The sequence below is a fragment of the Mariprofundus ferrooxydans PV-1 genome (assembly GCF_000153765.1).
Classification (GTDB): domain Bacteria; phylum Pseudomonadota; class Zetaproteobacteria; order Mariprofundales; family Mariprofundaceae; genus Mariprofundus; species Mariprofundus ferrooxydans.
This window is the reverse complement of the sequence record NZ_DS022294.1, coordinates 1145626-1167468: the sequence shown is the minus strand read 5'-3', so window position 1 is coordinate 1167468 and position 21843 is coordinate 1145626. Positions and strand designations below refer to the sequence as shown.

General features: G+C 55.6%; 18 protein-coding genes. 7 read left to right on the top strand and 11 right to left on the bottom strand.

All coding sequences use genetic code 11. The features are described 5' to 3' along the window. Window positions 1-36: 36 nt before the first annotated feature. Window positions 37-249, bottom strand: coding sequence for a hypothetical protein (locus SPV1_RS05335; RefSeq protein ID WP_009850105.1), 213 nt, complete (start codon window positions 247-249; stop codon window positions 37-39). A gap of 308 nt (window positions 250-557) precedes the next feature. Between SPV1_RS05335 and arsB the strand changes: the two genes are divergently transcribed. The 5 genes from arsB to recQ all read left to right on the top strand — a co-directional run bounded on the left by arsB (window position 558) and on the right by recQ (window position 6735). After that, window positions 558-1586, top strand: a complete 1029-nt coding sequence (arsB, locus tag SPV1_RS05330; RefSeq protein ID WP_009850104.1) for an ACR3 family arsenite efflux transporter — start codon at window positions 558-560, stop codon at window positions 1584-1586. An 85-nt stretch (window positions 1587-1671) separates the two neighbouring features. Next, window positions 1672-2091, top strand: a complete 420-nt coding sequence (locus tag SPV1_RS05325; RefSeq protein WP_018294184.1) for an arsenate reductase ArsC — start codon at window positions 1672-1674, stop codon at window positions 2089-2091. Window positions 2092-2100: 9 nt separating this feature from the next. Next, window positions 2101-3099 (top strand): ArsJ-associated glyceraldehyde-3-phosphate dehydrogenase, encoded by a 999-nt coding sequence (locus SPV1_RS05320; RefSeq protein ID WP_040881498.1) that lies wholly within the window; start codon window positions 2101-2103, stop codon window positions 3097-3099. A 13-nt stretch (window positions 3100-3112) separates the two neighbouring features. After that, window positions 3113-4315, top strand: a complete 1203-nt coding sequence (gene arsJ / locus SPV1_RS05315; protein WP_009850101.1) for an organoarsenical effux MFS transporter ArsJ — start codon at window positions 3113-3115, stop codon at window positions 4313-4315. Window positions 4316-4560: 245 nt separating this feature from the next. Next, complete coding sequence (gene recQ, locus SPV1_RS05310; protein WP_009850100.1) at window positions 4561-6735, top strand: DNA helicase RecQ; 2175 nt, start codon at window positions 4561-4563, stop codon at window positions 6733-6735. Window positions 6736-6857: 122 nt separating this feature from the next. Here recQ and arsC read toward each other — a convergent pair whose 3' ends face one another. From arsC to SPV1_RS05285, 5 genes are all read right to left on the bottom strand, one after another. After that, window positions 6858-7202: an arsenate reductase (glutaredoxin) gene (gene arsC / locus SPV1_RS05305; protein ID WP_009850099.1), complete on the bottom strand. Its 345-nt coding sequence runs from the start codon at window positions 7200-7202 to the stop codon at window positions 6858-6860. 10 nt (window positions 7203-7212) lie between these two features. Next, a complete protein-coding gene (locus tag SPV1_RS05300; protein WP_009850098.1) occupies window positions 7213-9312 on the bottom strand; it encodes an ATP-dependent helicase in 2100 nt (699 codons plus the stop codon). Then, window positions 9305-11101, bottom strand: a complete 1797-nt coding sequence (locus SPV1_RS05295; RefSeq protein ID WP_009850097.1) for a chloride channel protein — start codon at window positions 11099-11101, stop codon at window positions 9305-9307. Before SPV1_RS05295 ends, SPV1_RS05300 begins: the two co-directional genes overlap by 8 nt. Before the next feature lie 140 nt (window positions 11102-11241). Then, window positions 11242-12048 carry an HDOD domain-containing protein gene (locus SPV1_RS05290; protein WP_009850095.1) on the bottom strand — a complete coding sequence of 269 codons (807 nt, stop codon included), beginning with the start codon at window positions 12046-12048 and terminating at the stop codon, window positions 11242-11244. Between the two features lie 28 nt (window positions 12049-12076). Continuing rightward, window positions 12077-12715 carry a hypothetical protein gene (locus SPV1_RS05285; protein WP_231288291.1) on the bottom strand — a complete coding sequence of 213 codons (639 nt, stop codon included), beginning with the start codon at window positions 12713-12715 and terminating at the stop codon, window positions 12077-12079. A gap of 92 nt (window positions 12716-12807) precedes the next feature. Between SPV1_RS05285 and SPV1_RS05280 the strand changes: the two genes are divergently transcribed. Next, window positions 12808-13989 (top strand): MFS transporter, encoded by a 1182-nt coding sequence (locus SPV1_RS05280; protein WP_009850093.1) that lies wholly within the window; start codon window positions 12808-12810, stop codon window positions 13987-13989. 31 nt (window positions 13990-14020) lie between these two features. Here the strand turns inward: SPV1_RS05280 and lpdA are convergent, their stop codons facing one another. The 4 genes from lpdA to pdhA form a co-directional block, all read right to left on the bottom strand. Then, a complete protein-coding gene (lpdA, locus tag SPV1_RS05275; protein WP_009850092.1) occupies window positions 14021-15850 on the bottom strand; it encodes a dihydrolipoyl dehydrogenase in 1830 nt (609 codons plus the stop codon). Window positions 15851-15949: 99 nt separating this feature from the next. Continuing rightward, the gene (locus SPV1_RS05270) at window positions 15950-17239 is read right to left on the bottom strand and encodes a pyruvate dehydrogenase complex dihydrolipoamide acetyltransferase (RefSeq protein ID WP_009850091.1); all 1290 of its coding nucleotides are present in this window, start codon (window positions 17237-17239) and stop codon (window positions 15950-15952) included. A gap of 27 nt (window positions 17240-17266) precedes the next feature. Next, window positions 17267-18244: a pyruvate dehydrogenase complex E1 component subunit beta gene (locus SPV1_RS05265; RefSeq protein ID WP_009850090.1), complete on the bottom strand. Its 978-nt coding sequence runs from the start codon at window positions 18242-18244 to the stop codon at window positions 17267-17269. 2 nt (window positions 18245-18246) lie between these two features. Next, window positions 18247-19296: a pyruvate dehydrogenase (acetyl-transferring) E1 component subunit alpha gene (gene pdhA / locus SPV1_RS05260; RefSeq protein ID WP_009850089.1), complete on the bottom strand. Its 1050-nt coding sequence runs from the start codon at window positions 19294-19296 to the stop codon at window positions 18247-18249. A 143-nt stretch (window positions 19297-19439) separates the two neighbouring features. Here pdhA and SPV1_RS05255 point away from each other — a divergent pair, with 143 nt between their 5' ends. Beyond that, a complete protein-coding gene (locus SPV1_RS05255) occupies window positions 19440-19808 on the top strand; it encodes an SUI1 family translation initiation factor (RefSeq protein ID WP_009850088.1) in 369 nt (122 codons plus the stop codon). A gap of 165 nt (window positions 19809-19973) precedes the next feature. Here the strand turns inward: SPV1_RS05255 and SPV1_RS05250 are convergent, their stop codons facing one another. Next, window positions 19974-21671, bottom strand: coding sequence for a carbon starvation CstA family protein (locus SPV1_RS05250; protein ID WP_018294174.1), 1698 nt, complete (start codon window positions 21669-21671; stop codon window positions 19974-19976). Window positions 21672-21843 lie beyond the last annotated feature (172 nt).

The window sequence follows — 21843 nt, the reverse complement described above, 5'->3', positions numbered from 1 at the left end:
GAAACAGGGCCTGTTAAAGGCCCTGTTTCATCTGCCTTATGCCGCTTCCTTGGCCTGGTCCAGAAGGCTTTTGGTCATTAATTCCAGAGTTCCCAGCGTTACCAGGTTGCCCTCCTGATGTTCGGGGTGTTTGACTAATATCTGTCTGTTGCCCCGACTCTCCACAATCATACTGTTCCTGTATTCCTCTCCATAGACCTGATCAATAGCGTCAAGAAATTGCTCAATCTGTTCCTCAATAAATGCCATGTAACACCTCCATGCTTCGTGGTGACAGAGTAGATTAATAGCACACTAAAGACCGAGTGTCAAAGTCGGGTATTATTGTTGATGACCATAAGCATAGCCCAAGAGGTATTATAATGAGCGTGAATTCCCGGGGCCATATGACTGTTCCGGGACGTGGGCTGCAGGAGTATCGTCTGGATGGCGGACTGACCGGGTAAGGGTTGCCATGATGCAACTCCCTTTTGAGTGCAAGATCATTTACATATCCGAATAAACGGATATGATTGCCTCGACAGGAGGCCCGAGTGTCTGAATCTACTGCCAAATCGATGGGGCTGTTTGCCCGCTTTCTTAGCCTGTGGGTGTTGTTGTGCATTATTGCCGGTATTGCACTGGGCAACATGATACCCGGGGTGTTGCATGCGCTGGGTGAGATGGAAGTGGCGCACATTAACATGCCGGTAGCCGTGCTGATCTGGGCCATGATTCTGCCGATGTTGCTGAAAATCGATTATTCGTCACTGCATGAAGTATGGGCTCACCGGCGTGGTGTGGCTGTAACCGTGGCGATTAACTGGCTGGTCAAGCCTTTTTCAATGGCGGCACTCGGTTATATTTTTCTGCGTCTCATCTTCGCTGACTGGTTAGATCCGGCTGAAGTAGACTCCTATATCGCCGGTCTCATTCTGCTGGCTGCAGCACCCTGTACGGCAATGGTTTTTGTATGGTCGCGGCTGGTGGATGGTCATCCGCAGTTCACCTTGAGCCAGGTTGCACTGAACGACATCATTATGATCTTTGCCTTTGCTCCGATTGTCGGGCTTCTGCTCGGGGTGGCATCAATTACCGTTCCCTGGGATACGCTGTTTTTGTCGGTGCTGCTGTATATCGTTATCCCGGTCATACTGGCCTATATCGGGCGCAAGTTGCTGCTCGCCAGAGGCCGGTTGGATGATGTTGTGCATATGGTGGATCCCGTTTCGATGGGGGCGTTGCTGCTCACTGTGGTGTTGCTGTTTGGTTTTCAGGGTAAGCAGATACTGGCCCAGCCGCTGCTTATTCTGTTGCTGGCTATACCGATCACCATTCAGGTCTATTTTAACTCCATGCTGGCCTATTGGTTCAATCGAAGACTGGGGGTGGCGCACTGCGTTGCCGGTCCGTCGGCGCTGATCGGCGCATCCAATTTTTTCGAGTTGGCCGTAGCTGCTGCTATCGCCCTGTTTGGTTTTGAGTCCGGTGCGGCGCTGGCTACGGTCGTCGGTGTACTGGTCGAGGTGCCGGTGATGCTCTCTGTTGTGTCCATCGTCAACCGCAGCAAGCAGTGGTACGAAAAGGACCTGGTCTCGCAGGGATGACGGATGCAGTCATCGTGGTGACACATTCGCAAATAAGGATGTATGAAATGTTTTTATCCGGATATTTACTGACAGGAGTAGCAAGATGACAACAAGGGTTTTATTTGTATGTACGGGCAACTCCGCGCGCTCGCAGATGGCGGAATATATTCTCAGAGCGCTCGGTGGCGACGATCTGGAGGTGTTCAGCGCCGGCACGGACCCCCGTCCCGTGCATCCGCTGACTATCCGGGTGCTGCAGGAGATACATATCGATGCAGGCGATGCAGTCAGTAAAGGCATCGATCAGTTCATCGGCAAGGATTTCGATTATATTATTACGGTTTGCGATCGAACCAGAGATCAGTGCGCCAGCTTTCCGGGTCACCATACCCCGATTCACTGGGGTTTTGATGACCCGTCAGCAGTAGAGGGCGATGAAGAGAATCAGCTAAAAGCATTCCGCCGGGTACGTGGTGAGATCATTACCCGCATTCGCAACTGGATTGCGGTTGCGAACAAATAGGAGATAAGCGTGGCGATTAGAGTAGGTATTAACGGCTTTGGCCGCATGGGCCGGCTGGGCTTTAGAGCAGGATGGGGTAAACACAGTTTTGATATTGTGCAGATTAATGAGATTGCCTGCGATGCGGCGGGATCGGCGCATCTGCTGGAATTTGATTCGGTGCATGGAATTTGGCCCTACGATTGTAGTGGCGAGGGCGATATCATTCGTGTTGAGGAGGATGAGCTGCGTTACAGTTCAAACAGCGCGATTGCCGACACCGACTGGTCGGGTTGCGACATTGTCGTTGAGGCGACCGGCCAGTTCCGCAAGCCGGAACAGCTGGCTGCCTATTTCGATCAGGGTGTAAAAAAGGTGATTGTAGCGGCACCGGTCGAAGGGGCGCTGAATATCGTATTTGGCATCAATGATTACCTCTATGATGCAAAGAAACATCACCTGCTGACCGCGGCATCATGCACAACCAATTGCCTGGCGCCGATAGTGAAAGTTATGCACGAAAGCCTTGGTATCAAGCATGGCTGCATGACTACGATCCATGATATCACCAATACCCAGACCCTGGTCGACAAGGGGCATAAGGATTTGCGCCGGGCACGCGCCTGCGGCCAGTCGCTGATCCCTACCAGTACCGGCTCGGCCAAAGCGATCACCAGCATATTTCCCGAGCTTGAAGGCAAATTGAATGGGCTGGCTGTGCGTGTACCACTACTCAACGCATCATTGGTGGATTTTGTCTTTGAAGCCGCGCGGGAAACAGATGCCGATGAGGTGAATGCACTCTTTCACTCGGCGTCCGAAGGAGTACTGAAAGGGATTCTGGGCTATGAAGAGAGGCCGCTGGTGTCGGTGGACTATACCAATGACCCGCGCTCGTCAGTGATCGATGCACTGAGTACCATGGTGATTGATCAGACGCAGGTGAAGGTGTTGGCCTGGTATGATAATGAGTGGGGATATGTGAATCGGATGATGGATTTGACGCGAAAGGTGGCAAAGTCACTCTGATGGCAGTGCTGTAATGGATGCGGGATTACGTAATTACCTGACTGTCACAGGTGGTTACTGGGCATTTACGATAACCGACGGCGCCATCCGCATGCTGGTGGTGCTCTATTTTCACCAACTGGGATATTCTCCACTGGCCATAGCCATGCTGTTCCTGTTTTATGAATTTTTCGGCATCGTTACCAATCTGGTTGGCGGCTGGCTGGGAGCCCGCATCGGCCTGAATAACACCATGCATATCGGTATGGTGATGCAAATCGGGGCACTGTTGATGTTGACCGTTCCCGACAGCTGGCTCACGGTCAGCTACGTGATGGCAGCTCAGGCATTTTCAGGGATTGCCAAAGATCTGAATAAAATGAGCGCGAAGGCGGGGATCAAGCTGTTTCTGCCTGTCGGAGCAGAGGAGAAGCTGTTCCGCTGGGTGGCGCTGCTGACCGGTTCAAAGAATGCACTCAAGGGTGCCGGTTTCTTTATCGGGGCTGTACTGTTGGGGTGGCTGGGCTGGCGCGGTTCACTGTTTGCACTGGTCGGACTGCTTACGGTGGCGCTTGTCTGGACCTGGTGGCGCCTGCCAACAGACCTGGGGATCAGCAGTGCAGGCCCGAAGTTTAAGCAGCTGCTCTCCAAGTCAGAAGCTGTAAACTGGCTCTCTGCCGCCCGTTTCTTTCTGTTCGGGGCGCGGGATATCTGGTTTGTCGTTGGTTTGCCTGTTTTTTTGCAGGCCGTGCTTGGATGGTCGTTTATGCAGGTCGGTGCCTTTCTGGCGTTATGGGTGATCGGTTACGGCGTGGTGCAGGGTGTTGCTCCGCATGTCATACGCAGTGCATCGGCGGCACCTGGCGGCAGGACGCTTGCCGGTTGGGCGGCGCTACTGTCGCTTATTCCACTCGCCATCGCGGCTGGCTTGCATCTGGGCTGGGATGCCGGGGCCGTTTTGATAGCAGGCCTTACCTTGTTCGGCATGGTATTCGCGATGAACTCCGCCACTCACTCCTATCTGATCGTCGCCTGGTCTGACAGAGAGCAGGTATCGATGAATGTCGGTTTTTACTATATGGCTAATGCAGGGGGTAGACTGGCCGGCACGGTGCTTTCCGGCCTGCTCTATCAGAGCTGGGGTCTTGCAGGTTGCCTCTATGCATCATCTGCTTTTGTTTTTGCGGCGCTACTGCTGTCATTGAAACTCGAATCTGTGAGGCCCGCAGCGTCCTGAGGGAACCTGCCTGGGGACGCCGGCAGTTTTGTCCGGCGGGGCAAAAGAACAACCTGCTTGGCCGAGCTGCTTGCAATAAAGCTTGCGAGATTCTCGCGGATGTGCTGAAATAATCCGTGAACGGCCCCCAACAGACGTACACACGCCCGCGGCAAGCCGTATTTCTAACACATTATGAAGTCATATCTGGAGGCTTGAGGGGGCCTGCGGAGGTGATTGCATTGGCATGATGCCGATGCCAGAGGATGAACATGGCAACAAAGAAAATGAAAGAACAGGCTAGAAAAGTACTGAAGGATATCTTCGGTTACGACATGTTTCGGCCGATGCAGGAAGAGATTATCTGCAACCTGCTTGATGGCAAGGACGCCTTTGTATTGATGCCGACCGGCGGCGGCAAATCCATCTGTTACCAGATACCCGCGATCATGCGTGAAGGGACAGGCATTGTGGTTTCACCGCTGATCTCCCTGATGAAGGATCAGGTGGATGCACTGACCGCTTGTGGTGTGAAGGCCGCCTACTATAACTCCTCCCTGAAAGCGGCCGAAGCCAAGGATGTGCTGGAGCGTTTTGAGGCGGGTGAGCTGGACCTGCTTTATGTGGCTCCGGAACGACTGTTGTCGAAAAGTTTTCTGACCAAACTGGAAAAATTGAAGCTATCGATGTTTGCCATTGATGAGGCGCACTGTGTGTCGCAATGGGGACATGATTTCCGGCCTGAATATGTCCGGCTTGGTGAGTTGCGTGAAATTTTCCCGGATGTGCCGATGCTGGCACTGACGGCGACTGCCGATGAGCACACGCGAGAGGATATCAGTGACCGCTTGCAACTGGGCAAAGCCAAACGCTTTGTGGCCAGCTTTGATCGTCCGAATATCCGCTACCTGGTGGCCGAAAAACGTCAGCCGCTGACCCAGATATTACAGTTCCTCGACGGTTGGCCGAATGCTTCGGGTGTGATCTACTGTCTGTCGAGAAAACGGGTGGAGGATCTGGCTGTGAACCTGCAGCGGCACGGTATTCGTGCTGCGGCCTACCATGCAGGTATTCCCGGGCGTTCACGCGAAAGGGTGCAGGATGATTTTCTGCGTGATCGTGTGAAAGTGATTGTCGCAACCATTGCTTTTGGTATGGGCGTAGACAAGCCGAATGTCCGTTTTGTCATTCATCATGACCTGCCCAAGAGTATCGAATCATACTATCAGGAGACCGGCCGTGCCGGTCGTGACGGCCTGGAATCGGAAGCGTTGATGCTCTACGGCTCGGGTGATGTGAATCTGGTGCGTCGCCTGATCGAGAATGTTGATAATATCGATCAGCGCCGCGTGGAAGTGCACAAGCTCAACAGTATGGTGGCTTTTTCCGAGGCGCTGACTTGTCGTCGCCGTGTGCTGCTCGGCTATTTCGGCGAGTCGCTGGATGAGCCATGCGGTAATTGTGATATCTGTCTGGACCCGCCAGCCACATATGATGCAACCGAATATGCCGAAGTGGCACTGCAATGCGTACGTGAGCTCAAGGGCGACTACGGTATGGGCTATATTGTGGATATTCTGCGTGGCTCGAACAATGCACGTATCCGTGAAAACAAGCATGACAAGCTGAAAACCCACGGCGCGGGCGATGACCTGAATGCCGATGAGTGGACATCTCTTTTACGTCAGCTCGTACATCACGGCTATTTTGTACAGGATGTATCCCGGCGTGCTGCGATGTTGCCAACCAAGAAGGCGGAACGTATCGGTGTTGCCGGTGAACCGATTGTACTGGCCAAGTATCAGCCGGGTTTCCGTCGTCACCTGAAACGTCTGGGAGCAGTGCGCGACGAACCATTGTTCAAGAAGCTGGTGTCGTTGCGTGAGGAGATCGCAGAGCGTGAAGATCTGCCTCCGCATGTTGTGTTCAGCGATGTGAGCCTGACTGAAATGGCGCAGCGCAAGCCTGCCAGCGAAGAGGAGCTGCGCGGTATTTCCGGTGTTGGCGAGCACAAGCTGGAAGCGTTTGGTGAAGCCTTTATTGAAGAGATCAGCAAGCATGTGGAAGTATCGGGTAATAAAACGACCCAGACCGACGGCAAAGAGATTCCGATGCTGATTGCCAAGGGACCTGGGCTGAATGAAACACAGAGCTATACTCTCGGGCAGCAACGCAAGGGTATGAGTCTGGCGGAGATTGCCGCTGAGCAGAGCGTCAGCGAATCGACGATCCTGAAGCATTTTGTCGCTATCATTCGGGCAGGTCAGTACATCGATGTGCCGGCATTGATCGGCAAGGATTTCGATACGATCATGGCCGAGCTGGATGATGCCGATCCGTATGCGTCACTGAGCGAGGTGAAGCGTGATCTGAGTGTGGATCTGGATAACGATATGTTCCGTCTGGTTCTGGCCTGGCGTGAAGGTATCGGCGTAGCCTGATCACAACGCTGTAATAGTAGAACAGCCCGGTCGCCCTTTAAGGGCGGTCGGGCTGTTTTGTTTTAGTATGGGTGTTGCTGATAGTCGATGCAGGTTTAATCAACCGGTCCGAGTTACCCTTGTTACAGGATTGCGAGCACGCTCTCCGGCGGACGTCCGATGGCGGCCTTGTCGCCGGTGACAACGATCGGGCGCTCAATGACTTTCGGATGCTGTACCATCAGGGCAATCGTTTCCGCACGCGACAGACTCCGACCGCTGAAGTGTTCCTTGTATTCGCTTTCACCTTTGCGCATCAGTGCTTCGGGCTCGATGCCGAGCATGTTCAGAATGCGATCGAGCTCCGCAGCAGTCGGCGGCGTATTCAGGTACTCGACAATTGCAGGTTCGATACCCTGCTCCTGCAGCAGCGTCAGTGTCTGACGGGATTTTGAACAACGCGGGTTGTGATAGATGGTGACAGGCATGATTACCTCCTTAGGCAGCCTGCAAGGCTGCATATTTGAGCATCAGTCGTTTGATGCCGGCTTTTCTGAATTGTACGGTCACCCGGATGGCATCGCCGGAGCCTTCAAAGTCGATGATCACCCCTTCACCGAAGCTCGGGTGAAGCACATTGCTACCGACTCCCATGTCACCGGAGTTGTTTTGCATGGCGGATGCAGTGGCAACAGGCGTATCCTGTTGCAGCATGGAGGGTGGCAGATTTTTGATAAAACGACTGGGCAGCGGGTAATGTGTTTCTCCGAAGAGTCTGCGCACGCGCGCCGTGGTCAGCTTCAGATGACGACGGGCGCGGGTAATACCGACATAGAGCAGGCGTCGCTCTTCGGCAATCCCTGCCTCACCGTCATCCAGCGCGCGCTGATGGGGCAATAAGCCCTCTTCGACGCCTGGCAGCACCACGCAATCGAACTCCAGTCCTTTGGCCCGGTGCAGGCTCATCAGTGTCACGCTCTCTTCATTCTCATCATCGCGACCGGCCTCTTCGCCGCTCTGCAGTAGTGCCGCGCGATCCATAAACTCGATCGGCGTGATCTCCTGCTCCATGGTCAGCTCGATATAGCGTTGCAAAGTGTGGATGTTATCGATGCGGCTGGCAGCTTCCAACTCACCCATAGCCTGCAAGCTGTCCAGATAACCGCTCTCCTGCAGCAGTGCCATCAGACCGCGGTCGGGCAGGGTTCCGGCTTGCGGACGCAGCGAGGCAATCAGCCTGGCAAGCGGCGCAAGTTTGCCTGCAACGCCGCCGACACCTCCCTCCGCTACCAGATCCAGCCATTCATGTGCGCGCAGGCCCGACCCACTCAGCTGGGCTGCCAGTTGCTCCTGACCCTTGAGGCCGATGCCCCGTTTCGGCCGGTTGCATATGCGCATCAGTTGCAGAGCGTCACCACAGCCGTTTAACAGTGCCCAGTAGGCCAGCGCGTCCTTGATCTCCAGGCGTTCGAAGAAGCCGACACCGCCGACGATGCGATAGGGCAAGCCTTGTTCACGCAGAATCTGCTCCAGTGCCAGCGACTGGCGATTGGAGCGATAGAGCACGGCCATCTCCTGCCAGGCATAGCCTGCATCTCGCCATGCCTGCAGCTGTGTGCCGATCTGGCGGGCCTCGTCATACTCATCGTTGCAGACCTGCCACTGCGGCAGCAGCCCCTGCTCCTGCGTAGCACGCAACGATTTATCATGGCGATCTTCATTTTTACTGATCACGGCGTTGGCCAGATCCAGTATCGCGCCGGTAGAGCGGTAATTCTCTTCCAGTCGGTGGGTACCTGCTCCCGACCAGATGCGTTCGAACTCCAGAATATGGCGGATATCGGCACCACGCCAGCCGTAGATACTCTGATCATCATCACCGACAACCGTCAGGTTGCGGTGGCCGGCACACAACAGGGTCAGCCACTCGTGCTGTACCGGGTTGGTATCCTGATATTCATCGACCAGAATATGATCAAAGCGGCGCTGCAGTGCTTCGGCAATGTCGGCATGTTCGCGCATCAGCAATACACAGTTGAGTATCAGGTCGGAAAAATCCATCCGTTCATGCTCACGCAGTTGCTGTTGGTAGGTGCTATAGAGGCCGCGCAGATCCACGCCGTTCCAGTCGCATGCAGGCGCCTGCTCCGCGGTCTGGCCGGCATGCTTGCAGTGTTCGATCCAGCCGAGCAGGAAGGAGGGGTGCAGCCGGTCAGCAGGGATATTCGCCTGCTTGAGGATTCGTTTAACCAGCGCTTTCTGATCGTCTGCATCGATCACCTGAAAGGAGCGCGGGTAAGCCAGTGCTTCGGCATAACGACGCAGCAGGCGCAGAGAGATAGCGTGAAAGGTGCCGGAGACTACGCCGCCACCGTCATCACCGATTAATTCGCTCAATCGGGACTTCAATTCGGCCGCAGCCTTGTTGGTGAAAGTCACAGCCAGAATACGATGCGGCGCCACACCGCGAGCGGAGATCAGGTGGCCGATACGATGGATAATAGTGCGTGTCTTGCCGGAACCTGCTCCGGCGAGGATCAGCTGGGGGCCATCGCCAGCCTCTACCGCCGCCAGCTGGGCCGGATTCAGATCAGCCACGTTCGCGCTCCCCATGTTTGACGATCAGTTTGTGGTAGGTGGAAAAGATTGTATTACGGGAGAGTATGCCCAGCACTTTGCGCGGATTGTCCGCTGCGACTACAGGCATTTGCTCAAATGTTTCCCTGTCCAGTATGAGAATGGCATCAAGCAGGCTGTCTGTTTCAGAGATGACAGCCACATGACGATTAGCTACTTCAGCGGCCACGATCACCTCATCCAGAGCCGGATCAATCAGCCAGTTCTGCAGGTCGGAGAAGGTAACAATGCCGATCATCAGCCCTTCATCATCAACCACCTGTACACAGCCCTTGCCGGAACCCGTATAGACCTGTTTGAGCTCGCCGAGGCGGGCATGGCCGGATACGCGCGGCACCGATCGCCACGGTATCCTGCTTACCGGCACCGAGCGCATCCAGGATTGCTCCAGACTCCAGTTTGAATCAATGCCGCGTTCTTCCAGAGCCTCGGTAAACAGTGATTCGCGGCCGAACGAGCGGGTGACCAGCGTCGCCACACTACATGCTGCCATCAGGGGCAGCATGATGTGGTAGTCGGCCGTCATTTCGAACACAATCAGCATCACCGTCAGCGGCGCCTGCAGGGCGGCGGCAGTCAGGGCACCACATGCCACCAGTGCATAAGCGCCGGAGCTCTCCGAATATGAGGGTGAGTAGGCATGGGCCACACCGCCGAAGAGCGCACCGACTACGGCGCCAAGAAACAGCACCGGGCCGAACAGGCCGCCTGGGAATCCGCCGGCGGCACAGAGTATCGTTGCGACCAGCTTTCCAATGAGCAGTACCGCGAGAAACAGCACCAGCGGCACCAAATATCCCATCAGATGCGGATCAACATGCTCCAGCATCATGGATTCAACGGTGCCATAACCGATGGACATGATTTGCGGAAGCATCAGCCCCATCAGACCGACGACAAAGCCGACAACGGCCGGACGTATCAGGCGGTTGGGAATCAGACGGGTCAGAAAGATACGCGTCGGCGTCATGGACTTGATCAGCACCGTCGCCACCAGCCCGCAGATTGCGCCCATCAGGATATAGGCGGGTATCTCCCAGGTGCTGATCAGGTGATATTCAGGCACGGTAAAGGCTGGAAAATTGCCGACCTCGGAACGGGCAATCACGGTGGCCAGTACGGAGGCAATGACGATGGGACTGAATGTGGCAATGGCGTAATCGGCCAGAACCACCTCCAGCGCAAACAGGGCGCCGGCAATGGGCGTGTTGAATGAGGCGGCTATGCCTGCTGCCGCACCGCAGCCGATCAGGATGCGCAGTTGCTGTTCGCTCATATCGAGCCGCTGCCCAATTTCCGATGCGATCAAGGCACCGAGGGCAACCGTAGGTCCTTCACGGCCCAGACTTGCTCCGCCACCCATGGCCAGTGCGGAACCCGCCAGCTCTGTCGCCAACAGGCGGGAGCGTACCCGCCCTCTGCGTTCGACCATATCAGCCAATACGCCGGCCACATCGCGTAATTCTCCTTCAGGCAGGAAACGTATACTTATCCAGGCGACGATAAGGCCGGTGATGGTGGGGGCAAGCAGGTAGATATACCAGGGCAGGGTTGTGATGGCATCTTCCCAGGTGCGTTCACCTGTCCAGAAAAGGCTGACCCATTCGATAGCGAAACGCAGCAACAGTGCCGCATAGCCGGAGAGGATGCCAATGACGACGGCCAGCAACACCATAAATACGGTGTCCTGCTGGCGCGTCCAGGCTATAAGCACCGACTTTCTATCCCGCAGTATGTTCCAAATGATCATCAGACGTCCTTATGCAAAGTTCGCCGATATTAACACCAATGCCGTCACTTCAGAACTGCTCAGCACGTTGTGACCGTTGATGGTGTGCTGCATCGAGCCGATATGCCACTCGGCGAACAGCGGGAAGTACAGGATTCACGTCAGGCGGTCAGTGTTGACAGGTCGACAGGGTGATCGGCCAGGGCCTGCGCTATCGTCGCGGGAAGTGCTTCAATGCCGGTATGCTCAGGCACGTGGTCATTGCAGAAGGCATTGGCCTGGTAGCAGATGCGGGCGAGGAAGTGGGGGCAGTCCGGATTGTGATGTTCACCGACTGCGGTAAAGATGTCATCGGGAAAGAGCCACAGGCGCAATAGCTGCATGCCGGCCTCCGCATGATTAACGCCGTAATATGCCTCTTCAAACCGGATCAGAGGCTCACCATGCATGTGCCCTGATTCCCTCTCGAAATAGGAAAAATCGACGCGCATACCGAGTGCAGCTCGTCCGATGTCATGCAGCAGACCGGTCATAAAGGCGCGTTCGTGGCACTGCTGCTCTGCCGGATGGACCAGGCGTGCGAGATGCTCGCATACAGTGGCAACGCCGAAGGCATGGGCCCAGAAACTGCGGATATTTGCCATGCCGGTCGGCAATATCATGCCGTACATCAGGGACATGGTCGTTGCGATATGGGCGGTCTCTCTGGAGCCGATGCGCGCAATAGCTTTAGAGAGTTCTCCGATGGGTGTATGGGTAGGATTATAAGCGGGCGAATTGGCGAATTTCAGGATCATGGCTGTCGTGGCCTGATCGGAACGAATAATTCTGGCCAGGTCATCCGCCCCGGACTCCGGATCCTGTATCACTTGCTGAATTCTTACAAAGCGATCGGGTAACGATGGCAGGTCATCGCTGAATTTCAGCAGTTCAAGGGTGGATTCCCGGTCAAAACCCGAATTCATCATTGGCTGGAGCATAGCAATAATCCGTTCATTAGCCAGTTTGTTGTGACCAGTGCATGGCGCTGCTGCTGATCGATTCATAAACCGGAAAGACCAGCGTTGTGCCGAGCAACAGATCCAGCAGTGGTGAGGCAGCCAGTAGTGTCATGATGAGCCAGGCATAACGTTGTTCGAATGCGGAAGCGATTATTGTGCCATAGCGGCTCTGCAGCAGAGCCTCACCGAATAACTGACCGGGCAGCGGTAGCAGGTGCATAGATGCCATGCACAGATTGAAAAACATCAGAACCTTGGCCCACCAGTGATGCAGTGGCGGCAGACCGACCGGGGCTGTGTGGGAGAGGCTCCACGTATAAAGCAGAAATCCGGTCAGACATAGTAGCAGGTGAGCGATCAGACGCGTGGCGGCGGCTTTGCCGCCTCGCCCCATCTGTCCGTTCAGGGTGATGATCATGCCGCGATGGAAAGCCATGGATGCCAGCAGAGGCAGCCAGACTGCCCGTCCGGCGATGGCTGAAAAGGGGTGAGGCTGAGAGCTGCCGGTAAATCTGCTCTCGAACATGGCCACACAGGTCAGAGATACGAGCACCGGCAAACTGTAGAGTATCAGTTGTCGGATTATGATTGGCAGCCACTCTTCCATCATCTGAGATGTTGCTTTGTATGACAATGGCGCATGCAATCTCCCTTTTCCGCTGTGTCGTAATGTGAAACAGGCGGTGTGCGGATGCAATGGCGAATCACAGGTACTAGCCTCTGCCGATGGTTACCGCTGCATCCCTGAATCGTATTCGCCTGTTTTATGCCGCCTATTTCGCCGCCATGGGGTTGATTCTCCCGTATTTTCCTGTCTACCTGGAGCAGATCGGACTGGGCGCTGTGATGATCGGTGTCATGACCGGCCTGCTCGCTGCGGCCAAGGTGGTTGCGCCGCCATGGTTGGGACACAGGCTTGATAGTCAGAGCGGGGAGGTGATTCGCCGATTTCTGGTTGCAGCATCCCTGCTGGCGGCAGTCAGCGCCCTGCTCATCGGGGTCTCGCATCAACTGATCCTGCTGGGCCTGATGACACTGCTCTTTGGTATCTGCTGGGCCGTGATTCTGCCGTTAACAGACGGACTGTCGGTGTCGATTTCAGAGGCAGCGCTGGCCGATTATGGTCGTCTGCGTGTATGGGGATCGCTGGGTTTTGTGTTGGCATCGCTCGCCGGCGGGGCATGGCTGATGCAAGGGGATCAGATTCTTGCGCTCCCGGTGGTGCTGAGTCTGCTGATGCTGACCACGGCTCTGGCTGCGCGCGGATTCCCCCGTTTACAGCTGCCTGCCAGCCTGGTGAGTACAGAGGCCCCGCTGTTTTCAAGGCTGTTTATACTGTTGTTGTCCGTAACGTTTTTAATGCAGGTATCGCACGGCGCATATTACGGATTTTTCAGCCTCTATCTGGCCGCCGCAGGTTATAGTGGTTGGCAGATCGGCATCTATTGGGTGATCGGTGTTGCCGCCGAAATTGTGCTGATGTGGGTGTGGAGCCGCTCCTTACAACAGGCGGCGCCGGCTTATCTGTTTGCTATCTGTATGGGGCTGGCGGCACTGCGCTGGCTGGGTACCGGCATGACGACCAATATGGGGTGGCTGTTTGTCCTGCAACTGTTGCATGCTGCCAGCTTTGCCGCATTCCACGTGGCGGCAATCGCCTGGGTGCGGCGCATGACGCCGGCTTCCCGCCATGCTGCGGCACAGGGCTGGTATTCCGCCGCCGGTTTCGGTCTTGGCAGCACGATCGGCATCATGGGGTGTGGCTGGGTTGTCGGGGCATTCGGTTATTCACCGGCGTTTTACACTTGTGCAGTCATCGCACTGCTTGGTGTGCCATTGTCACTGCTGCTGCCGAAGCATCGTTCGGGCAGCAGTAACCTGCCACGGAGTAAAAACCTGCATGCATAAATCAAAACGGGGAGCCGAAGCTCCCCGTTGATCAGATATGAATCGCGCGACCTTCGGAATCGAGTACCGCTTCGTGAATCATTTCCGACAGTGTCGGATGCGGGAACATATGATGTGCTAGCTCCGTTTCTGTCGTTTCCAGCGTGCGGGAGAGCTGCAGGGTTACAATCATCTCGGTGGCTTCAGCGCCGACGATATGGGCGCCGAGCAGTTCGCCGGTTTCGGCATGGAATATGGTTTTGACCATGCCCTCTGTTTCACCCAGCCCCATAGCCTTGCCGTTGGGAGCATAAGCCATGCGTCCGATCTTGACCGGAATATTCTCTTCCATGCACTGCTTTTCAGTCTTGCCGCATGAGCCGACCTGTGGCTGGCAATAGGTACAGCCGGGCACATTACCGTAATCAACCTTGTGCGGATGCTGGCCGGCAATAGCTTCTGCGCAGACGGTGCCTTCATGGCTGGCTACATGTGCCAGTGCCGGGGCGCCGACCACATCACCGATCGCATAGATGCCGGGATGGTCGGTGCGATACCAGTCGTCCACCTCGATCGTATTGCGCTCGATTTTCATCTGTGTGTGCTCAGCCCCGATCGTATCGGTATTGCCGAGGACACCGACAGCCACCAGGCAGATATCGCCTTCGATGCTCTGCTGCTTGCCCTTCGCCTCATATTCAACCACAGCCTTGCCATCAACATTGGCTGCCTTGGAGACCATTGCGCCGGTGATGATCTTGATACCCTGTTTCTTGAAGCTGCGCTCCACTACTTTGGAAATTTCATGATCTTCCAGCGGCAGAATCTGCTCGGCTGCCTCAACGACAGTCACCTCTGAGCCCATGGCCTTGTAGAAGTAGGCGAACTCCATGCCGATAGCGCCGGAGCCGATAACAACCAGCCGCTTGGGTGCCTGCTCGGGCACCAGAGCCTGTTTGTAGGTGATGATTACTTCGTTGTCGACATCCATGCCCGGGAAGGCGCGTGCGCGTGCGCCGGTGGCGACGATGACATGTTTGGCGGTAACCTGACTTGTTTTACCGTCAGCACCTTTAACCATCAGTTTGTTGCCGGCCTCGAATGTTGCGTAACCGTCGATGTGGTCAATTTTGTTTTTCTTGAACAGAAAGCCGATACCCTTGTTCAATTTGTCGGAAATCTTGCGTGAGCGACTGACAGCCTTGGTAATATCCGGCGTGGTTGCAGTGATACCCAGCCCCAACTCGTCACCCTGATGGTTGACCACATTGACCAGCTCAGCCGTGCGCAACAGCGCCTTGGTAGGAATACAGCCCCAGTTCAGGCAGATGCCACCTAAGTGGGTGGATTCAATACAGGCGGTTTTCAGGCCCAGCTGGGCTGCGCGAATGGCTGCAACATAGCCGCCCGGACCGGCGCCGATGACAACGACATCGTATTCACCGTCGGCATTGAACACGCCTGCAGGTTTGAGCTTGAGTTCCAGCTCCTCCTCGGCATCGTGCACAGCATGGCCGACCACTGCGGATGACTGTGCATCTGGAGCCGATTCGGCGCCCAGCTCGGCCGCCTCTTCAGCCGGTTCATCTGCGGAAAACTCGGCGACGGTACCCTCCGGCATATAGTCGTCGGGGATCTCCTCTCCATCTTCGGCAATAATGGCAATCGGTGCACCAACAGGGACGACTGAACCTTCCGAGGCCAGAATGCGATGCATCACGCCCTCATCAACGACCTCCATTTCCATGGTTGCCTTGTCGGTTTCGATTTCCGCCATCACTTCGCCGGAAACCAGTGCATCGCCTTCTTTTTTCAGCCAGCGGGCAATTTTACCCTCTGTCATGGTTGGTGAGAGCTGGGTCATAAACAGATCAATCGGCATTCGGGGTTACCTCGGTCTTGAATAGAAAATATAACCACGAAGAGCACGAAGGTGTGGTTTGAACTGCTTCATGCTCTTCGTGCACTTTGTGGTGGATTATTATATGAGTAGGCCTGCAGGGCACTCAATCTGTTTTTTCAGGGCAGCCATGAATTCGGCACCAACCGCACCATCAACCACGCGGTGATCACAGGAGAGGGTTAGCGTCATCATTTTCTTCACCACCACAACTCCGTTTTCAGCGACGGCGCGTTCTTCAGTGGCGCCGACGGCCAGAATTGCCCCTTCGGGCGGGTTGACGATGGCGGAAAACTGGGAGATACCGTACATACCCAGGTTGGAGATGGAGAATGTACCACCTGAATACTCTTCAGGCTTCAGCAAGCCTTCACGCGCACGACCGGCCAGCTCCTTCACCTCTGCAGAGATATCAACAATACCCTTCTGCTCAGCGAAGCGGATAACCGGTGTAATCAGGCCGCCGTTAATTGCCACGGCAACAGAGATATGCGCATGTTTGTGCATCAGTGTATGTGTCTCGGTCCATGCGGCATTGGCTGCCGGTACATCAACCAGTGCTTTGGCGACAGCCTTGATGATGAAGTCGTTGACGCTGAGTTTGAATGTACCGTTTGCAGCATCGTTGAGCTGTGCGCGCAGATCCATCAGCCGATCCATGGCCACATCCACGCTCAGGTAGAAGTGCGGCACATGTTGCTTGGATTCGGAGAGACGGCGGGCAATGGCCTTGCGCATCATTGAGTTTTCGATGCGCTCGAATTCATCCTCATGATAGGGCAGTGGCCCTGCCGGCAGCGGTCTGACCGGAGGTGGCGTAGTAGCAGCGGCGGCACCGCCGATATTGATACCACGGCGCATGGCCTGTTCGATGTCGGCCCGGACAATGCGGCCATTCGGACCCGAGCCGGTGATGGCTGCCAGGTTGATACCCTTCTGTTTGGCCAGTCTGCGCGCCAGCGGGCTGGCCTTGATGCGGCCGCTACTACGTTCAGGCGCGGCCGGTGCTGTAGCCTGGGGGGCAGGCGTTGCTGCGGGGGGAGTGGGCTCGGTCGGTGCTGGTGCCGGCTCACTTGCGGCTGCGGGGGCATCCTGAGCAGATGCAGGCTGGTAGTCGGCCGGAACCTCCTCGCCATCTTCTGCAATCACTGCGATAGCCGTACCGACGCCTACAGTTGCGCCCTCGTCGGCTATAATACGATGCAGAATACCCTCATCCACCACTTCCATTTCCATGGTGGCCTTATCGGTCTCAATTTCCGCCATCACATCGCCGGAAACCAGCGCATCACCCTCTTTTTTCAACCAGCGGGCGATTTTGCCTTCAGTCATTGTCGGCGACAGCTGGGTCATAAACAGATCAATCGGCATTACAAAACCTCGTATATGTTAATGGCATCAGGCGCGGCCGCACGCAACGCGGGCTGCTTCTACAATGTCGGCGACACTTGGCAGGGTCATGGCCTCCAGATTAGCAGCATAGGCCATCGGAACTTCCTTGCCGGTGACGCGAATGACCGGCGCATCCAGGTCATCAAAGCCCTTTTCCATAATGCGGGCAGCAATTTCTGCGCCTATACCGGCAAAACGCCAGCCCTCTTCCACGGTGACGACCCGGTTGGTCTTGGCGACCGAGGTCAGGATTGTGGTTTCATCCAGCGGGCGGATGGTCCGCGGATCGATCACTTCGGCATCAATCCCCTGCTTGGCCAGTTCGACGGCTGCAGCCAGCGCAAAACCGGTCATGCGAGAGTGGGCGACGATGGTGACATCCTTGCCCACACGTTTTACCTCGGCCTTGCCCAGCGGAATGATATACTCGCCTTCCGGCACCGTGCCGACATCGCCATAGTTGATTTCATTTTCGATGAAAACCACAGGGTCGTTGTCGCGAATAGAAGCCTTGAGCAAACCCTTGGCATCGGCAGGACACGATGGCATCACAACTTTCAGTCCGGGTACGTTGGCCAGCCAGTTTTCCAGGCTCTGTGAGTGCTGCGCTCCCACACGTGCTGCTGAGCCGCCGGCACCGCGGAAGACCATAGGTACGCTGTACTGGCCGCCGGACATATATTTCATCTTGGCTGCTGCATTGACGATCTGATCCAGAGCCAGAATGGCGAAGTTCCATGTCATGAATTCGATGATCGGTCGCAAACCGGTCATTGCCGCACCCACGCCGAGGCCGGCAAAACCGAGTTCGGTAATAGGGGAGTCGATGACGCGTTTGGGGCCGAACTTGTCGAGCATGCCCTGGGATACTTTGTAGGCGCCGTTGTATTCAGCCACCTCTTCGCCCATCAGGAATACGCGATCATCGCGCTCCATCTCTTCGCACATGGCCTGATTCAGTGCTTCACGATAGGTCATTTTCATCGTTAACTCACCTTGCCCGAATAAGGATAGCCACCCTCAATCGGGTCGCTGTATACATCTGTCCACAACTCGGACGCATCCGGTTCCGGCTGAGCTTCCGCAGCCTTGGCAACCGCCACGACCTCTTTTTTGATATCGCGGTCTTTCTCTTTGAAGCTCTCTTCGGTAGCCAGACCCGCTTCAATCATTTGCGCCTGCAGACGTGCAATCGGATCGCGGCCTGTACGCCATTCATCCACTTCGGCTCTGGTACGATAGGTGGCCGGGTCGGACATCGAATGGCCGCGATAGCGATAGGTCATGGCCTCGACCAGAATAGGGCCTTCGCCCGAGCGAGCGTGGGCAATGGCTTCGCGCATTTTCTTTTCAAACTCCAGCACATCCATGCCGTCGATTTTCATGCCGGGAATCTTGAAGGAGATACCGCGCTTGAACAGCTGGGTTTCAGCCGAAGCGCGCTCGAGTGATGTGCCCATGGCATACTGGTTGTTTTCCACCAGAAACACGATCGGCAGCTTCCACAGGGCAGCCATATTAAACGATTCGTACACAGCACCCTGATTGATGCCGCCATCACCCATGATGCAGATCGTGACGCGCCCGTCATCGCGATACCAGCTGGAGAAACCGAAACCCAGGCCGATCGGAACCTGCTCGCCGACAATACCGTTGCCTCCGGCAAAGTTTTTACTGACGTCGAACATATGCATCGAGCCGCCCTTGCCTTTGACGATACCGCCCGCGCGCCCGAGTAGTTCTGCCATGACGGCCGTTGGATCACTGCCGCGAGCCAGAATATGGCCGTGGTCACGATAGCTGGTCATCATATAGTCGGTCGGCTCGGCAGCATGCTGCATACCGACGCATACCGCTTCCTGACCGTTACAGAGGTGACAGAAACCACCGATTTTCTTAAGCCCGTACATCTGCCCGGCCTTTTCTTCAAAACGGCGGATAAACAACATGGAATCATGCAACTGGTGCAGGGTCTCTTCATCATAGAAGATACCTTCACGCATAATACCCTTGCCCTGTTTCTGCTGTGCTGACATGACACCCCCAGAATAGATTAAATAGCGGCGAATGATGCCCCACCCCCGCGTTGCCAGCAACCTGCAGCCTGTGTGTGGTCTTTTTTGCGCTCGGGAGGCGGTAAAATATTGGGAATTGTTATTTCGGATGGCATGATGCGCTCATGGATGACAGATACAGGGCGGTATATTCCACCGAACAGGGGCAAACCGGCAAGGTGACGGATAAGCCCGGCAGGAAAAAGGGCAGGCCTCAGCGGAGCAGTCAGGCTGCTGCGATCAAAAATCCGGCCAAACAGGGCGTGCGCATTCGCCGTGAAAGCAAGGGGCGTGGCGGCAAGTCGGTATGTGTTATTGATGGTCTGCCTTTGGATACGGCAGGGCTGAAAATACTGTTGAAAAAACTGAAGGCATCTCTCGGTTGCGGTGGTGCGGTCAAAGGCGATGAGTTGGAAATTCAGGGTGATCATCGCGAAAAGCTGTTGCTTCTGCTGGAAAAAGAGGGGTATAAGGCCAAGCTTTCCGGCGGCTAGGAGCTTTGCCCGGCCTTGAATTTCAGGCATAAAAAAAGCGGAGTGCCTGCTCCGCTTTTTTCAGTTCGCTGTTTACAAAGATGCTTTTTTCTACTGCTGTGCGGCTAACTCTGCCATGATTTCATGACAACTCTGTGACACGGGGCACAAAGGGAAATTGTGACTTCAGGTCGATGGTTGCCGGCGTTCTGTGTTGACCCGGCGCACCACCAGCAGCGCTTCGATCAGCACCCATAAGGCCAGCAGCAAGATGGTTGTACCGACGGATGCAACGGCCCACTGCTCTTTGCCAACGGCTTTGATGACGCCCATAACCATGCCAGAAATCGTGGCTCCGAGCACCAGCAGCATCGGCAGCAGAGTGTAAAGCACAGGTTTCTTTTTGCGGTAGAGATAGATGGTGACCGTTAGCAGGGTCAGTCCGGCCAGTACCTGATTGGTGGTGCCGAACAGTGTCCATAAAAACAGCCCTGCCGGCTTGCCGTTTACCTCGAAGAAGGCAAAAAAGCCGATAGCGCCTACGGCCAGCGTAGTTGCCAGATATCGGTTGCTCAGTACCTTGATACCAAGGGTGTTGCCTATCTCCTCCAGATTAAAACGTAGCAGGCGTGCGCCGGTGTCCACGCTGGTCATGGCAAAACCGACGACAACGACGGAGATAAATGCAGCGGCATAATCCAGCGGCACGCCCAGTTGATGAATAAAGTTGGCATTGCCCTGAATGAATATACCCAGTTTCTGATGCAGGCCCACAGCCTTATCCCATGAGCCGTAAAAGCTTTCCCAGTCGGCACGTGATGAGAAGGCGCCTGCCGTGGTCGCAAGCACCGCCAGCAGTGCGAGCAGCGATTCACCGACCATGCCGATATAACCGACAAACGGTGCATCACTCTCCTTGTTCAACTGCTTGGAGGTGGTTCCGGAGGCTACCAGCCCGTGAAAGCCGGATACCGCACCGCAGGCAATGACGATAAACAGGAACGGCAGCATCGGCGGCGCTCCGACCGGATGCAGGTTGACCGCCGGTGCAGCCCAGTCGGGCGATAGCAGGAAGAATCCTGCCAGCATGGCGAACAGCGCCAGATATAGCAGTAGTGAGTTGAGAAAGTCACGCGGTTGCAGCAGCAGCCAGACCGGTAGTATGCTCGCAATAAAGGCGTAAATCAGTAGTGACCAGGTCCACTCTCTGGCCGTAACGCCGGTGATCGGCATGCCCAGCCCGATGCTGGTGGTGATCAGCATCAGTACAAAACCGACTCCGATCATCGGCCATAGCGGCATGTTCTTTTTGTGTACCAGAAAGCCGATTACCATGGCAATCAGCATCAGAGAGTAGGTTGGGAAGACTGCTTCCGGATGGGCCGTGGCAGGTATTTTGGCTGCATCGGGTGCGGCAAACAGGCCGGAGATAACCAGCACGAATACACCCATGGCCAGCGCCACCAGAAAGAATATGACCAGCAAAAACAACAGGCGGGTGCGCGGGCTGATCACATCGCGTGCGATGGTGCCTATGCTCTGCCCCTTGTGCCGAATAGAGAGGACGAGGGCGGAGAAGTCATGTACGGCTCCGACCAGCAGGGTGCCGAAAACCACCCAGCACAGGGCAGGAACCCAGCCCCAGATGACTGCAATAGCCGGCCCCAGCATCGGAGCCAGACCGGCAATGGAAGCGAAATGATGACCAAACAGAACGTACTTGTTGGTAGGGACGTAATCGATATCGTCACACAGTGTATGAGCCGGTGTTGCGGCATCGTCGTTCAGCTCAAAGATGTTCCGTGCCAGTATATTTTTGGCATAAAAACGGTAAAACAGGAGATACAGGCACAATACGACAATGGCCATGACAACGGGAGACATCAGCTACCCTCCTTGCTGGTGTTGATTGGCTCGCTGTGTGAGTCGAGCGCGGCGCACGCTACTCACCGGATACTATCGGGTCATTAAAGCTGTTGTGTACGCGCCCCGGTCGCAGGCTGGCTTTGTCAGCAGTCCAATCACCTAAACCTCTCCTAATTGTGCCGCCAGCAGC

Excerpts from the sequence above, each read along its gene's own strand:
- arsC (WP_009850099.1), bottom strand. The coding sequence starts at position 7,202 with ATGCCTGTCACCATCTATCACAACCCGCGTTGTTCAAAATCCCGTCAG.
- recQ (WP_009850100.1), top strand. The coding sequence starts at position 4,561 with ATGAACATGGCAACAAAGAAAATGAAAGAACAGGCTAGAAAAGTACTG.
- SPV1_RS05290 (WP_009850095.1), bottom strand. The coding sequence starts at position 12,048 with ATGATGAATTCGGGTTTTGACCGGGAATCCACCCTTGAACTGCTGAAA.
- SPV1_RS05295 (WP_009850097.1), bottom strand. The coding sequence starts at position 11,101 with ATGATCATTTGGAACATACTGCGGGATAGAAAGTCGGTGCTTATAGCC.
- arsB (WP_009850104.1), top strand. The coding sequence starts at position 558 with ATGGGGCTGTTTGCCCGCTTTCTTAGCCTGTGGGTGTTGTTGTGCATT.
- SPV1_RS05280 (WP_009850093.1), top strand. The coding sequence starts at position 12,808 with ATGGTTACCGCTGCATCCCTGAATCGTATTCGCCTGTTTTATGCCGCC.
- SPV1_RS05265 (WP_009850090.1), bottom strand. The coding sequence starts at position 18,244 with ATGAAAATGACCTATCGTGAAGCACTGAATCAGGCCATGTGCGAAGAG.
- SPV1_RS05325 (WP_018294184.1), top strand. The coding sequence starts at position 1,672 with ATGACAACAAGGGTTTTATTTGTATGTACGGGCAACTCCGCGCGCTCG.
- arsJ (WP_009850101.1), top strand. The coding sequence starts at position 3,113 with ATGGATGCGGGATTACGTAATTACCTGACTGTCACAGGTGGTTACTGG.
- pdhA (WP_009850089.1), bottom strand. The coding sequence starts at position 19,296 with ATGTCAGCACAGCAGAAACAGGGCAAGGGTATTATGCGTGAAGGTATC.
- SPV1_RS05255 (WP_009850088.1), top strand. The coding sequence starts at position 19,440 with ATGGATGACAGATACAGGGCGGTATATTCCACCGAACAGGGGCAAACC.
- SPV1_RS05335 (WP_009850105.1), bottom strand. The coding sequence starts at position 249 with ATGGCATTTATTGAGGAACAGATTGAGCAATTTCTTGACGCTATTGAT.
- lpdA (WP_009850092.1), bottom strand. The coding sequence starts at position 15,850 with ATGCCGATTGATCTGTTTATGACCCAGCTCTCACCAACCATGACAGAG.
- SPV1_RS05270 (WP_009850091.1), bottom strand. The coding sequence starts at position 17,239 with ATGCCGATTGATCTGTTTATGACCCAGCTGTCGCCGACAATGACTGAA.
- SPV1_RS05250 (WP_018294174.1), bottom strand. The coding sequence starts at position 21,671 with ATGTCTCCCGTTGTCATGGCCATTGTCGTATTGTGCCTGTATCTCCTG.